Annotated in this window: 4 protein-coding genes; all 4 read left to right on the top strand. The window is 72.3% G+C overall.

The features are described 5' to 3' along the window. Positions 1-1,605 precede the first annotated feature (1,605 nt). Positions 1,606-2,994 (top strand): hypothetical protein, encoded by a 1,389-nt coding sequence (locus ACWC1K_RS04705; RefSeq protein ID WP_450828804.1) that lies wholly within the window; start codon positions 1,606-1,608, stop codon positions 2,992-2,994. A gap of 246 nt (positions 2,995-3,240) precedes the next feature. Beyond that, on the top strand, positions 3,241-3,705 hold the full coding sequence (locus ACWC1K_RS04700; protein WP_450828803.1) for a YbaB/EbfC family nucleoid-associated protein: 465 nt from the start codon (positions 3,241-3,243) through the stop codon (positions 3,703-3,705). 116 nt (positions 3,706-3,821) lie between these two features. Further along, the gene (locus ACWC1K_RS04695) at positions 3,822-4,220 is read left to right on the top strand and encodes a WXG100 family type VII secretion target (protein WP_450828802.1); all 399 of its coding nucleotides are present in this window, start codon (positions 3,822-3,824) and stop codon (positions 4,218-4,220) included. A gap of 39 nt (positions 4,221-4,259) precedes the next feature. Then, positions 4,260-15,354, top strand: an 11,095-nt coding sequence (locus tag ACWC1K_RS04690; protein WP_450828801.1) for a scabin-related ADP-ribosyltransferase, incomplete at its 3' end; no start/stop codon positions are given.

Genomic DNA, 15,354 nt, shown 5'->3' with positions numbered 1-15,354 from the left:
TTGCCTGAGGGGTCGCTGGCCCCCGGGTCTGTGTCGCATGTGTCGGTGCCGGGGGTGTCTGTTTCTCCGTTGCCGTCTGACTTGTCGGGCCATGGCGGTGCGGCTGATGTCGGGGTGCGCGGTGCCGGTGCCGGCTCTGGTGCTGGTGGTGTGTCGTTGGGCGGGGTTCCTGGTCTGGGGTCTGTTCCGGAGGGGAATGTCGCCGGTGCCGGTGCCGGTGCCGGTGCCGGTGCCGGTGCTGGTGTTGGTACGGGTGTTGGCGTGGGTGCGGGGATGCCGTTCATGCCGATGTCGCCGGGTGCTGGTGGTGCGTCGAAGGAGGAGCATCGTTCGGACGCTTCCGGTTTGGTGGCGCGTGGTGTTGAGCCGTGGGCGGGTAAGGGTGTGGTGTCGCCCGTTGGGGGTGAGTTGTCGCCGAGCGCGGGGGCTGGTGCCGGCGGGCCTGGGTTGGTGATGCCGGGCCAGGGCGCTGGGTCGGTGCCGATCGGGTCGGTCGCACCTTTGCCCGAGGGGTCGTTGGCCCCCGGGTCTGCGCCGCAGGCGTCGGTGCCCACTGGGTCCGTGCCGGGGTCGGTTGCGCCGTTGCCCGAAGGGTCGTTGGCCCCCGGGTCTGTGTCGCATGTGTCGGTGCCGGGTGGGTCGCTGCCTTCCGGATCCGTGCCTCACTTGTCGGTGCCTTCTGGGTCGGTGCCGCACGTCTCTGCTTCTCCGTTGCCGTCTGACCTGTTGGGTCGTGGTGGTATCGGGGCGCGCGGTGCCGGGTCTGGTGTTGGTGCTGGTGGTGTGTCCTTGGGTGGGGTTCCTAGCCTGGGATCTGTCCCGGACGGGCCTGGTGCCGGTGCTGGCGTGGGTGCGGGGATGCCGTTCATGCCGATGTCGCCGGGTGCTGGTGGTGCGTCGAAGGAGGAGCATCGTTCGGACGCTTCCGGTTTGGTGGCGCGTGGGGTTGAGCCGTGGGCGGGTAAGGGTGTGGTGTCGCCCGTTGGGGGTGAGTTGTCGCCGAGCGCGGGTGCTGGTGCCGGCGGGCCTGGGTTGGTGATGCCGGGCCAGGGCGCTGGGTCGGTGCCGATCGGGTCGGTCGCACCGTTGCCCGAGGGGTCGTTGGCCCCCGGGTCTGTGCCGCACGTGTCGGTGCCCGCTGGATCGGTGCCGTCCGGGTCGGTGTCGCCGTTGCCCGAGGGGGCTCTGCCCTCCGGGTCTGTGCCGCATGTGTCCGTGCCTGGTGGGTCGCTACCGGCCGGGTCTGTGCCGCGTGAGTCGGTGTCCAGTGGGTCGGTGGCACCGTTGCCCGAGGGGTCGTTGGCCCCGGGGTCTGTGCCGCACGTGTCGGTGCCCGCTGGATCGGTGCCGTCCGGGTCGGTGTCGCCGTTGCCCGAGGGGTCGCTCCCCGCTGGAGCCGTACCGCACGTGTCGGTGCCGAGTGGGGCGGCGCCCATCGGGGCCGCGCCGCACATGTCGGTGCCGAGCGGGTCCGTGCCGCACGTGTCTGCTTCCCCTGTGCCGTCCGACTCGCTCGGTCACGGCAGCGCCGGCGCTGGCGGGGTGCGCGGCACAGGCGCCGGCGCGACTCCCGTTCCGGGGGCGGTGCCTGAGGGTGCTGGTGGGATGCCGTTCATGCCCATGGCGCCGGGTGCCGGTGCACCGAAGGAGGAGCACCGTTCCGACGCCTCCGGGCTGGTGTCGCGTGGGGTCGAGCCGTGGGCGGATGCACACGGCGACGTACCCGGTGATGGCGAGGTCGCCCCGTCCGCAGGGGCGTCCGCGGGCGGTCCCGGACTGGTGCACCAGAGCACCGGTGCGGCCGTGTCGCCCCATGCCGACGTCGATGGTCTGACGCTTCCCGTCGTGACGGGGGCCGGCATGCCCGCGCCCAGGAAGAAGGAGCACGACGACGCGGTGCCCGTTCCCGCTCTGTTTCCTCTGCCCGGCACGCTGACCGGGGCCGCTCAGCCGACCCCACCGACCCCACCGGCACCGCCGGTGCCGGCGACGGCCCAGGAGGACGGCGTGGACGAGCCCCCCGCGGCGCGTCCGGGTCCGCTGCCCACCGCCGCGCGCGTGGGGGTCGCCGGGGCGTCGGTGCCCGCGGAGGGCGAGACGGTCGCCGGCGCCCAGGAGGCCGGTCTCGGTGCGGCTGCGGCATCCGGGGAAGGGGCTGCGCAGTCAGGCGGAGGCATGATGCCGCCGTACGGCGCGCCCGGCGGGGCCTCCAAGGGCGGCGACGAGCGCTCGGACTCCTCGGGGCTGCTGGGGGATTCGGAGAAGGGCTGGGCCGATCCCGGAGCCGAGGACCTGCCGAGCGAGACGCAGGGAGCCCCGTCCGGAGGGGCGATTCTCCGCGGTGCCGGGTCCGCGACGTCGGACGAGCTCGCCGAGGACCGTGTCGCGGTGGTCCGCAGTGCCGAGACCGTGGAGGACACCAGCGCCTGGGAGGCCTCCGACCCCGCGATGCTGTGGGCGCCCGGCGGACGCCGTACCGAGGACGAGGAGGAGGAACTCCCGCCCAAGTACGTCCTCAGCGACGACGAAGGGTGGAGCGACGAGAACGGCGCCGCGCCCGAGGCGGGCATGGACGCCGGCGAGGACGAGCAGCAGCACCAGCAGCAGCACCAGCACGACGGCACGGAGACCGTTGCCAAGGAGCCGGGGTGGAGCAACGAGGACGGCGCGGCCTTCGCCGCCGGGCTCGGCTTCCCGCAGACCCCCGCCCCCGACAGCAGCTCCGCCGAGCCCGTCACCGGTCCGGCCCTGGCCACCTGGCGGCCCGACCGCTCCCAGGCCGCAGCCCCCGAACAGCCGCCGATGCCGGTCACCGGGTACGCAGGGATGCTGCTCAGCACCGCGGAGGTGCCCGACGACGAGGAGGACGAGCAGGCCATAGAGATGGAGGAGGACGGCGACGAGGCGAAGAGCAGCCACGGTATCGCCGACCTGCTGAGACAGGGCGCCGATTCCTGGGGCGCCGCCCCCGACCAGGCCGACGCGCTCGGCTGACCGTGCGCCGCCGTGATGGTGCGGTGCCGTGACGGTGCGGCGGAACGCGTCGGGATCAGCCGCCGCGCTCGCCGCACCTGGCCGTTGGGGCAGAGGTCGGTGTCCTTCGGGTCACCCTCGGCCCAATCGGTTCCGCAGTCCGGGAGGGGCATGTTTCCTGTCTCTCATCGAATCTGCGCGAGAGAGGCGGGGAGCGCTCCCACTGATGTGGAGTGCTCGCGTCATGGCAGGTGGAAGAGGTGCAACGTGCCAAGTAGTCCCTACGACCAGCACATCGAAGAGCTGCTGGGCGCGTACCGCAGGCAGCGGGCCCAGATCGGCGACCTGCAGCGCAGGATGCGTGAGGTCAAGGCGAGCGCGACGGCTCCTCGTCAGGCGCTGAAGGTCACGGTGGACTCCCAGGGTGAGGTGACCGCGATCGAGTTCCCGACCGGCGCCTACAAGCGCATGGCTCCTCTGGAGCTCTCGCAGATCCTCGTCGCGACCATCCAGAAGGCCCGGACCACCGCCATGGCGGAAGTGGCCGAGGTGCTGTCCGGCCACCTTCCCGAGGGGATCTCCGCCACCGATCTGCTGCAGGGCAAGGCCGACCTGGGCGGACTGCTGCCTGAGACGCCGGCCATGGCGGACGAGGTCCAGGAGTACGTCGTCAACGGCCGGCCCGGCCGAGGCGCGGGCGGTCCCCGGATCGCACGGCCTCCGCTCGCCTGAGACCCCCCGGGATTCCTGAAACCCGGAATCTCGGATTCCCCGGAAACCCGGAAACCCGGAAACCCCGGAATTCGGGGATTTCTCCCCACTGAGCAGACATGAGACAGGAGGTCGCAGTGTCTTCCGACTACTTCGCTGTGGATCCCGACCGTCTGGCCAGGAACGCCCCTCAGGTGCGGGCATTTTCCGACCAGATGAGGCAGGTCCTCGGCCAGCTGGAGTCTCGCATGAACGAGCTCGGCGACTGCTGGGGCGACGACCCGATGGGAAAGGCTTTCGCGCAGCAGTACGTGACTCCCCGGGACCAGATGATCGACGGGCTGAAGGGAATCGTCGACGTGCTGGACAGCACGGCCGACGGTCTGGAGACCATGGCGAAGGGCTTCCACCAGACCGAAGAGCAGGCAAAGGCGACGGCGCACGGTCTGGAGCGCGGCACCGACACGCACGCGTCTCCCGCCGCGGACGCCAAGCCGTCCGGTGGTTCGCGCGGCCCCGGCCCTGCACATCGCTGACGTTTTTCTGAAGTTTTCTGGCAGAAAGGCCCGCAATTCATGAGCATAATGATTCCGCCGGAATTGCAGCCTTTCGCCAAGATCACCGTCGGTCAGGAGTTTCCGACCGGGAACGAGGATCACCTCGCCGAACTGGGCGCGGTGTGGAACTCGACGGCCCAGGAGCTGAACCAGCTGCTCGGTGAGCTCCATCCGGCGACCGCTGCGACGTTCGAGAGTCTGGCCGGGGCTCCGGCGGAACAGTTCGGGCAGTTCGTCAACCAGTTGAGTTCGACGCTGCCTGTGATGGCCACCTCGGCCGAACAGCTCGGGCAGATGGCGCAGGAGATCGCGCTGGAGATCGAGTACGCGAAGTACATGATCATCCTGCAGCTGGCGTGGATGGCCGCGGAAATCGCGTATCTGACGGCCACGGGATTCGGCGCGGCGGCGGTTCCGGCCGTGGTCACGATGGGGCGGTTCGCGGTCCAGACGATCCTGCGCGAGCTGTTCATCGCGGTCATCACGTCGATCGTGATGCAGGTCGGCATGGACGTCGCGGTGCAGGTCCTCCAGTTCCTGAAGGGCGACCGCACCCACTGGGACTGGAACGCCACCAAGGGCGCGGCGGAGATGGGAGCCCTCGGTGGGCTCGTCGGCGGCGGGATGGGGCAGCTCATGCGCCACCTGGCCCCGGGGTTCTCCAAGTCCTTCATCGGCAATGCCGTCGAAGGCGCTCTGGCCGGTCTCGGCACGGCGGAGGCGTCCAATCTCATCTTCGACGCCGGCCAGGACCTCGGGCTGGGCACCGCGGCCGGAGCGCTGGGCGGGGCCGTCGCCCACGGCCACGCCCTGCACGACGGCAGGTCTCCGGAGCACATCGACGTGCCCACGGTCGACAAGTCGTTCGCGGAGACGCTCAAGCACGGTCTGGAGAGCGAGGTCGAACCGGGCATCCCCGAGCACCCGGTGCCGGTGCCCGAAGAGGCTTCGGAGCAGGTGCCCGGGGAGGTGCCCCAGGAGCACGAGACCGGGCAGCGTCCGGACGAGGAGCAGCTGGATCTGCCGGATGCTCCGAAGCCGTTCGACGCGTCCGCGTTGCCGGACTCGTCGCCGGATCCGTCGGAAGTCCCGTCGCAGGACCGGTCGCCGGACACGACCGGGCAGCGTCCGGACGAGGAACACCTGGATCTGCCGGACGCCCCGAAGCCGTTCGACGCGTCCGCGTTGCCGGACCCGTCGCCGCGCGCGCTGGTCACGGACCTTCCTGCCGCTCCGACCGGGAGGCAGGCGCCGCTGCCGCAGCAGGTGCGCAGCCGTGTCGACGGGCTCAGCACGATCGCGCGGACGGCCGGTCTGCCCGAGACCCAGTGGCGACGGCAGGCCGACTCGGTGCGCGAGGCGGCCGGGGCGGGAGACTGGGGTGAGGCGGCCCGGCGTCTGCACGCGTTCCGGACGACGGTCGAGCACGGAATCCTCGACCAGCGGATGACGGACTTCCGTACCCATGTGGAGGGCGGCTTCTCCCGGCTGCGTGAGCTGGGGGTGGAGGAGGGCGCCTGGCGTTCCCAGGTGGACGCCGTGGAGCGGGCGCAGCGGACGGGCAAACCGGTCCTGCTGGACAGCGCGCTGAAGGAGTACACCGACTTCGTCGAGCGTCACCTTCCGGTCGAGGTGGTCTCCGAGAACAGCCCGCGCTCCTTCGACTCGGCCGCGGAACACATTCGCCGGGAGATCGCCACGGTCAGCGACCCGACGGTGCGGGAGGCGCTCCAGCAGGACCTGGAGTGGCATCAGCAGATGCAGCAGCGCCTGGACCGGCTGGCTCAGTCCGACCCCGCGTCCGACGTCATGCGGCGCCGGACGGTCGCGCTGGAGGATTCGGCGCGGTCGCCACAGGAGGCGGCGCAAGCCCGTGAGGAGCTGCGGGAGTTCCAGGATCAGCGTTACCTGCAGCAGCGGCTCGACGACGTGCGCCAGGGCAGTGCCGAGACCGCGCTGGAACGACGGCTGGACGCGCTGCGTGCACGGGCGCTGCCGGACACGCGAGGGCAGGAGCTGCTGCAGCGGGTGCTGGAGGCGAACACGCCGGAGGAGCACGAGCAGGCGCTTCGTGACCTGGTCGCGCACAACCAGTCGGCGCCGCTGGAGCGGCAGCTCAACACCCTGCGCGAGGGGCTGCTGCCCGTCGAGGACCCGCAGCGCGAGCAGTTGGTGCAGAAGGTGGAGCAGGCCCGGACGCCTCAGGAGGCGCGCCAGGCGCACCAGGAACTCAAGGAGTACACGGACCGTCAGATCCAGGAGCAGCAGCAGACGCTCACCGAGCGCCTGCACACGCAGGAGGACGCCCGGACGCAGGCGGCGGACGAGGACCTGCTGCGGCGGATCGACAGTCTGAACGGCGGTACGCCGCTGAATCCGCGCCAGGCCGAGCTGCGGCAGCAACTCGACGCCGCGACGAACCCGCAGGAGCGATCCCGGATCATCCATGAGCTGGGCGTGCACCAGCAGGAAGCGCTGCAGCACCGGGTCGATGCGGCGACGACGCCGCGGGAGCGGGGGCAGGCCCTCGACGCCCAGGCGAGGTTCAACAACTGGACGCCGGCGGAGCGGCGCATGGCCGAGCTGCGTACGGTGCTGACCCCGGGCGGCGCGCCGGAGGCGGACGCCCACCGCGCGGATTTCGTACGGCAGGTGGAGAACGCCCGGACGCCTCAGGAGGCGCGTCAGGCGCAGCAGGAGCTCAAGCAGTACACGGACCGCCGCATCGAAGAACAGACACGGCGGCTGGAGGAACGGCTGCGTCAGCAGGGCGGTGGCGGCGCGGGGTCGGCTGCCGCGGCGGCCCACGCGGACCTCATGCGGCGGTTCGAGGCGCTGCGCGGCGACGGGGCGCATCAGGACCCGCGCGAGGCCGAGCTGATACGGCGGATGGAGACGGCGGGCAGCCCGCAGGAGGCGCGTACCGCCGAACAGCACCTGAGCGACTACCTCGGTGAGCGGGAGCAGCAGCGCCAGGCCGCCGAGCAGCAGCGGGTGGCGCAGGTGCGTGCCCACGAGCAGGAAGTCAGCCGTCTGCGCGACCAACTCACCCAGGAGTGCCGGTCCGGCGCGCCGGAGGAGGCCGTACAGGAGACCCGGCAGCAACTGGACCAGGCGGAGCAGCGCCTGGCCGCGACACGCACCCCTGACGAGAACACCGCCGCGCTGCGCCACGAACTCGAGCAGCAGATCGATCACCCGGCGCCGGGCTCGGACCAACCCGGTGCGGGATCCGGCCGCAGCAGTGGAACGGAGTCCGGTACGACAGGCGCCGGGAGCCGACTGGACCGCCTCGTCCAGGAAGGCATCACCAGGCGAGCCGAGCAGGAACTCGCACGCACACAGGAGCAGCGGCCGTACCTGCACCAGGAGCCCGACGAGCACGCCCCCTTCACTCTCGACGAGCTCGACGCCCTGCCGAGCGCCCCCACGACCGCCCCCGAGGCCCTGCCGAGCGCCCCCGCCCACAGCCCGGACGGTCTGCCCGATGTGCCCACGGGCAGTCCGGGGTCCGTGCCGAGCACGCACGCTGTCGAGCCGGACGGCCTGCCGAGCATCCACACCGGCGAGCCGGATGCCCTGCCGAGTGCGTCGGGCACCCGGCCGGAGCCGTCGACCGCCGGTCGGCCCGATCCGCAGCCGGACGTGCGGAACGTGCCGGGCGGCGGCACCGGGCCCGATGCGACGGTCCCGCCCGAGCCGCGCCCCATCGGCGACGAGCCGCACGCGCAGTGGCCCGACGAGGCGGCCGACCGTATCGCTTCCGAGATCGGGGGACTGCCGAGCGCGCCGGTGAGTCCCTTGGAGCGTCCGGGCGATGTGCCGACGGGCCAGGGGCCCGCGGAGACGGCCCCGCAGGCGCGGCAGCCGCGTGTCGAGCTGTCCGCACCCGGGGCCGCGTCCGAGGTCATACAGGCCCAGCGGCCGCGTCCGGAAGCCGACACGGGACTGCCGTCCCAGCCGGACCCCGGTCCACGCGTCGACCGGGCCACCATGCCCTCGCGTGTCCCACAGGTCTCGGACCTCGAGCGGACCCTCGCGGAGATCGAGCACCAGGACGCGGCCCAGGCGCCTGCCCACGGAACCTCGGCAACACACGAGCAGCACGAGGTGGACCCGGCGCCTGCCCGCGGAACCTCGGCGAGGCAGCCCGAGCGCGCCACGGAGCCGCCGGAGCACCCCACCGCGCCCGCGGAGCAGAGCACCGAGCCCGGCCGGGCCGCGGATCGCGTCGCCCCGCCTTCAGGGGACACTTCCGAGGGAGCCCGGACACAGACGCCCAGCAGCGCGCCGGTGGCCGAGCCCGCGTCGGAGCGGACCTTCACCGACAGAGATGCCGGAAGGCCGGGCACGGCGTACAACCCCCGTGTCGGCGGTCGCGACTCCTTCGCCGACACCGCCCCTGTCGACACACCCCGGGCCGACTCCCTCAGCGGCACGCCGGTGGTGCCGGTCGTCGGCAGCACGGGCACGGACGCCGGCATCGGCTCAGGCACCGGCCCGGCCGCCGCCGACGCCCTGGTGTCCCGCCCGGGCCGGACGGATGGCGAGGAGTCGCCGGACTCGGCGGCGTCCGGTCCGCACGAGGCCTCGCGGCCGGCACTGTCCACGGAACAGACCGTGGCCGAGGGGCCCAACCCGGCCGCCCAGCCCGGCAGGCCGGTGGCGCCGCAGCGTGCGGATGCTGCAGGGCCGGTGGGAGCGGACAGGCTCGCGGGGTCTCCGGATGCACCGGGGCCGGTTGAGCCGAGCAGGCTCGCGCAGCCTGCGGATACACCGGTGACGCTGGATTCGGACAGGCGCACACAACCCGCCGAAGCTCCCGAGCCGTCGGAGCCGGACACGCTCGCGCAGCCCGCTGACCCCCGGCCCTCGGTCGTCACCGGTCCTGAGCCGTCGGCGATGGCTGATTCCCGGCCGTCGGTTGCCGTCGACTCCGGTCCCTCGGTCGTCACCGGTCCTGAGCCGTCGGCGATGGCTGATTCCCGGCCGTCGGTTGCCGTCGACTCCGGTCCCTCGGTCGTCACCGGTCCTGAGCCGTCGGCGATGGCTGATTCCCGGCCGTCGGTTGCCGTCGACTCCGGTCCCTCGATCGTCACCGGTCCTGAGCCGTCGGCGATGGCCGATCCCCAGCCATCGCTTGCCACTGAGCCGCGAACGGCCGGCGCGTCGGGGCCCGTTGTGGACGCGTCCGGGGCGGTGCCCGCGTCTGCTCATGCCCCGTCCTCCCGCAGCGGCGGCGATCTCGGTGCGTCGCCGGAGGCTCGCGCGTCGCAAGCCGCTGCCGAGGAACCCGAGGCTGCGTCTGAGGCGTCCAGCGCGCTCGCGGACGACCTCCGCCGCGACACGGTCACTGCCCACGACCGTATCGGGCGCCCGGAGGACCACGACACCGAGGCGTGGCTGCGTCACGAAGCCGAGTACGAGAGCACCTTCAGAACCACGCTGGAGGAAGCTCAGATCGCGCCCCTCCGGGCGGTCGGGGACGAGACCACCCCCGACACGACCCCCGCGACCACCGCGGACACGGCACTCGCGGTCGCCGCGGAGGAACCGGCGACCTCCGCCACCCCGGACGAACCCCGGTCCCCGGCGCGAGCCCCCGGACAGCACGCCGCGCCCCACGACGCGCAGCGCCCCGTACCCGCCGCGGACGCGGCACAGCAGATGGTCTCCCGGCTCGAAGAACCGCGACCGCCCGCGATGCCGCAGCATGCCAAGACACCTCCGCAAACAGGGACTTCCGAGGGCGACCGGCACAGCGCCGCCGCTCAGCGCGTCCCGGAGGTCGCCCCCGATGCAGCGCTGAGCCGCTTCGCCGAGCGTGAGTTCGGCAAGCTGAGCGAGCCGAAGGCACGTCGGCTCTGGGACGAGGCGGCGCAGATCGCCGCGCAGCATCTCCCGTTCCGTCTCACGCTGGACGAGGATGCCCGAGGCCTGCTGGAGCGCGCCCCCGAGCAGTACTGGGCCACGATGCGAGTGGCGCAGGTACTGCACCGGAGCGAAGGCGCGGTGGACCGGCAGAGCCGGGCCGAGGCCGCGGCCGGGGACCTGGCCGCACAGCGCGGCGTCGGGGCCGTGCGGGAGAGCCTGCGGGGCGGTGCTCCCGAGGTCCCGACCGCGGATCTGACCCTCCAGGCCGACGGCCCGCCCCTCACGGACGAGTCCGGAACGCCTGCGGAGGCGTCTGTGCAGCCGGCGGCGCTGCCGCTGCGCGGAGCCGGGGCGCTGACGGAGCAGGGAGCGCGGATCACGAGGGCTGCGGGTGACGCTGCCTCAGCAGTCCCGGACCGGCTGGAGTTCGTGGGCCCCGACGGTTCGCCGCTGCCCGGCCACGCGGTGCGGTCCGGCCCGGACGGGGGCTTCATCGTCACCGGCACCGGGGGAGAACTGCACTTCTCGGCGGACGGCCGTTTCACCCACCGGGACGTGCCACTGCCCGGCGCCGGCTACGTCGCGCGGTTCGAGACACCCTCCGGTGTCGACACCGCGCCGAGACTGACGGACGCAGACGGTTCGCCGGTCCCCGGAGCGGACATCCGGCGCGCCGGTCACGGCGGTGTGGCGGTCACCGTGCCGGTGCCGGGGCAGGCGGAGACGCGGCTGCGCTGGGACCTCGACGAGGACGGAGCGCTGCGCGACCAGTCGCTGATCGTGCCGGACCGGCTCGCGGCGGCCGTCGACCCCACACTGGACCTGTCGAGTCTGCGCCCGGAGGGCCTCGTATGGCGCGACTCCTACGAACCCTTGTGGCGCTATGACCTCAGACCGCCGAAGGTCGTCTTCAAGCAGGGCTTCGAGGCCAAGGGCACCGAGAGGGGCGACCTGGCGCAGTACGTGGTCGCCTGGGGCCCTTCGATGTTCGTCAGCACGTCGAAGGACGACAACTACACCCACCCCGCGAAATTCCGGTACGAGATCCACGCGCCGGGTGGCATCGACGTCAACGAGACGCTGAAGGACCACCGGTTCGACGAGCAGGGCGATGAGCTCGGTCATGAACCGCACCGCGCGAAGGCCGGAAACCCGCACACCGAAGAGCACGAGATCGCGTTCCCGGGCGGTATCCGCCCGCAGTTCATCAGGCGGGCGCAGCACATCAAGGACGCGCAGGGCAGCCACATCCGGGGCAGGTGGAAGTCCAACCCCGCGTTCGACCCGACCGCCGTCAACAGCGAGGTGAGAAGGCCGGTCACCGCCCAGGAGGCCGAGCAGATCCTGGAGCGGGCGAGGGCCGCCACGGCCGCCGCGACGCCGGTGTCGGCACCCGTGGAGGTGCCGGAGGAACTGCGGCGGTTCGCACAGCAGTTGGCCGAGATGACGATCTCGAAGTCCCACGCCCTCTGGGACAGCGCCGTCTTCATCACCCGGACCTACAACCCGTTCGACACAGTGGTCGACGAACCCCTGCCTCCCCTGGTCGGGCACCGCCTGATCGATCCGGCGCTGCTCCAGCGCGATCCCGAGCAGTACTGGCACACCATGCGGGTGGCGCAGGAGATCCACCTGCACGGCGGTCCCCGCCGGGGAACCGTCGAGGGTGTGAGGCTGGCCGAGAGGCTGGCCAGGGGCCGGCGCGAGGGTGCGACACCCGAGAGCCTCCTGGGCACCGGGGGGCAGCGGCCTTCGCAGGCTCCGGCCGGGGCATCGGCCGTACAGAGCGAGGCCGGTCACGCACCGCAGGCACTCGTGTTCCCGGCACCGGATCCGGTACGGCCCGAGCAGTGGCGCCACCGCCGCGCCGACGCGGTCGGCAGCGAGCTGTGGACCGAGCGCTTCGACCCCGAGCGGGGGAGGCCGGCCGGCGACGGCACACTGCCCGGCAGCAGCACCCTCATCCGGGCGTGGGTGCGCCGGATCCAGGCCGACGACGGCCGCTGGGTGCGCAACCTGAGCCTGCATCTGCCGGTGCGGTTCGGCGACGGCTTCCACCAGGACATGCTGGCGCGATTCGAGGCCCGCTGGCGGCAGGCGCTGGACGACCACTTCAACACCGGTCTACGGCTGCCCCGTTCCGGCGATCAGCTCCACATCGACCTCAACCTCAGCCACGTCCCGGACCACCCCGAGGCGATCGAGCTCAGCGCGTCGCCCCAGCCCGGCCGCTCCGACCAGCTGCACTTCCGCCTGCACAGCGAGGACCCCGCGCTCGCCCCCGAGGAGCTGGCGCGGCGGCGGCAGCTCAACGACCTGCTGGGCCTGCACGAGTTCGGCCACTTCATGGGCCTGCCGGACACCTACTACGCGCCGGACTCGGTGTTCCGCGACACCGCCGGGAAGTCCAGCAGCAGCGGCATCATGGCCGACGTCGTCGAGGCACCCTCCCCGGGCGTTCCGAAGGCATACCTGACCGCCGTCGAGAACGCCGTGGACTCCGGCCCGGTCGTGCGCGACCACCCGCTGACGGACTCCTCGTCCAGCACGCCGAAGACGAAGGGCGCCCGCCAGACCCCGGGAGACCCCGCAGAACACCAGCGGTTCGGGCGGTTCCGGGACGAGCTGAAGAGCCTGGTGATCAGGCCCGACGCTGATCCCGAGCGGCTGCGGCAGAGCATCGGCGCGTTCCTGGACGGTGTCGCACCGCGGCACCGGGCCGCCTGGGTCCACGAGACCCGGCAGCTGATCGACACCCTGCCCGACGCCCAGTACACCGACGAGTCGGTCAACGCCGCCCACCGGGCTCTGAACGCCTTCGACACCTACCGGAGCGCGCTGGCCGTCCCCGGCGCGCAGTACGTGAGCGCGAGCCGCGTCACGGCCCCCAGGGGGGCCGGCTTCATCCACCGCGACATCCCCGAGGTCGTCGTCATCGACGGCGAACCGTATGCGACCGTCTACACGGCCGTGTTCGGGGACGAACTGGGCGCCGACAAACCGCAGCACAAGGACGTCGGCCAGGACGCCAACGGAGTCGTCCAGATCCACACCGGAACCCCGGACTACAGCGCCAAGAAGCCCACGGAGAGCGTGTTCTGGATCAGCATCGGCCAGCCCCTGCGCCAGATCAAATGGATCGACAACTACAAGGCCAAGGGCGCGACCGAGCCGACGATCCGGTCCTTCCTCGTGCCGCTCCGCGTCGCCAACGAGATCTCGCGTGGCACGGTCACCGAGCACCAGGCCGGGGACTCCGCGTACGGGCCCGGCGAGATCATGGACGACCTCAACGTCGACAAGCCCTACGCGTCCAACCAGTTCGGCGTCAGAAACCCCCACTCCCTCGAACTGCTCCGCCGGACGGCGCTGCCCCATTCGGTACGCACCTACACGGACGGACCGACACAGGGCCGTCCCGACTCCTGGGGCGACGTCCGGTCCCTCGGCGAACTCCGCGGCAGGCTCGGCGTCCCGAACGAGGGCATGCCCGGGAACCCCGTCTTCACCGAGGGCACCGGCTTCGTCAGTCCCGCCACGAACGAGGCCATGGCGAGGACACTCAGGGAAATCGTCGCGGCCCACTACAACACCCCCGGACTGCGTGAGCCCGGCGACAAGTACCTGTCGAGAAAGCAGGTGGAGGCGTACTTCGACCAGTACGCCCCCGAGCACCTCAAGAACGGCATCGCCGACCGTGCCGGCAAGCGGGCGGCCGTCGACGCGTTCGTCCGCGACCATGTGAGCCTCTGGGCCTCGCAGGCGCGTATCGCGCAGACCCTCTACAAGGAGTACGAGCAGTTCCTCACCAGCAACCCGTCGGCGAGGCCGGTCGACTACCGGCTCACCGAGGTGCGGCCCACCCTGCGGGGGCAGCGCAGGACCGCCGACCGGCAACTGGGCCGGATCCACGGTGAGCTGATGGCTGAGCGGTTCGCGATCCGCTCCGGCTTCGAGGCCCTCGGCGAGCCCGTCGCGGCCGCGCTGGGGGAGGACCCGTCGCGCGACGTCCGCATTGCGCTCAGTGAACTGGGCAAACGCCGCAAGGAGATACTCGACGACTACCGGTTCAAGGTGGGCGACAGCACCGTCCTCCCCGCCAGGAACGACGAGTACCGCGGCATCGCCGCCGATATGCGCGACCGGCTCACCGAGGCGCTGGCCGGGCAGCGGCCGGGTCCGGAGCTGACGCGGGTCCTCGACTCCCTGGACCGGATCCAGGCGGTCGGCAACGAGGAGACGCCCGCCAGTACGGCGCTCCTCACCGACCCCGGCACGCTCGCCCTCGACCCGGTCTCCAGCCGTTCCGGCCTGGCGGACCACCCCGCCGCGGCCGCCCCGACCGCGCAGCGCTCCAGGCCGAGGCCCATCCAGACCGACGCACGCCACTTCGACCAGCCGGCACAGCGGATACCGGCGTCCGAGCCGGTCACCCGGCACATCCTCTTCGACCGGGGATCACACCGCCTGACCACCGATGCCATGCGGGCCATCGACGCCCTCGCCGCGAGCACGGCCCAGGAGGGCATGGCGGCCGCCGAGCGGGGACGGCCGCTGCCCGTCGTGTCGATCAGCGGTCACGGCAACGGAACCGTGCTCGCGCGGCCCGACTACGGCCGTGCCGTCCGGCGAGGGCAGGAGCGAGCCGACGCGGTGGCCGACGCCTTCACCCAAAGCCTGCATAGGCACCTGACGGAGGCAGGGGCGCCCGCCACACTGAACGCCGCCGACTTCCCCGTGGTCGTCACGTCCCGCGGCCGCGAGTACCCGCCCGGCACGAGCCCCGCCGACGGCGCGACCACCCTCCGCCGCGCGGTCGTCACCATCACCCACCCGGGGCCGACCCTGGCGGACCTCCTGGCGAGCTCGCCCGTGCGGAGGTCGGCGGAGTCGGCCGGGGACGCGGCGGTTCAGCAGGGAGAGCCCGACGAGGTTGCCGCCGCTGCGGAGGCGACGGTTGCGGAGGAAGTGCGTCCGCCGGAGCAGGCGTCTGCCGGGGAGGTGACGCCTGTCGAGGCGTCGCATCCGGCCGGCGAACAGCCTCAGCTCGACGAGGTTGCTGCCACCCACCCGGGGCCACCCCTGGCGGACCTCCTGGCGAGTTCGCCCGTGCGGAGGTCGGCGGAGTCGGCCGGGGACGGGGCGGTTCAGCAGGGAGAGCCCGACGAGGTTGCCGCCGCTGCGGAGGCGACGGTTGCGGAGGAAGTGCGTCCGCCGGAGCAGGCGTCTGCCGGGGCGT

The organism is Streptomyces sp. NPDC001492, assembly GCF_053597275.1.
The sequence above is the reverse complement of the archived record's forward strand: the minus strand, read 5'-3'. Positions and strand labels throughout refer to the sequence as shown.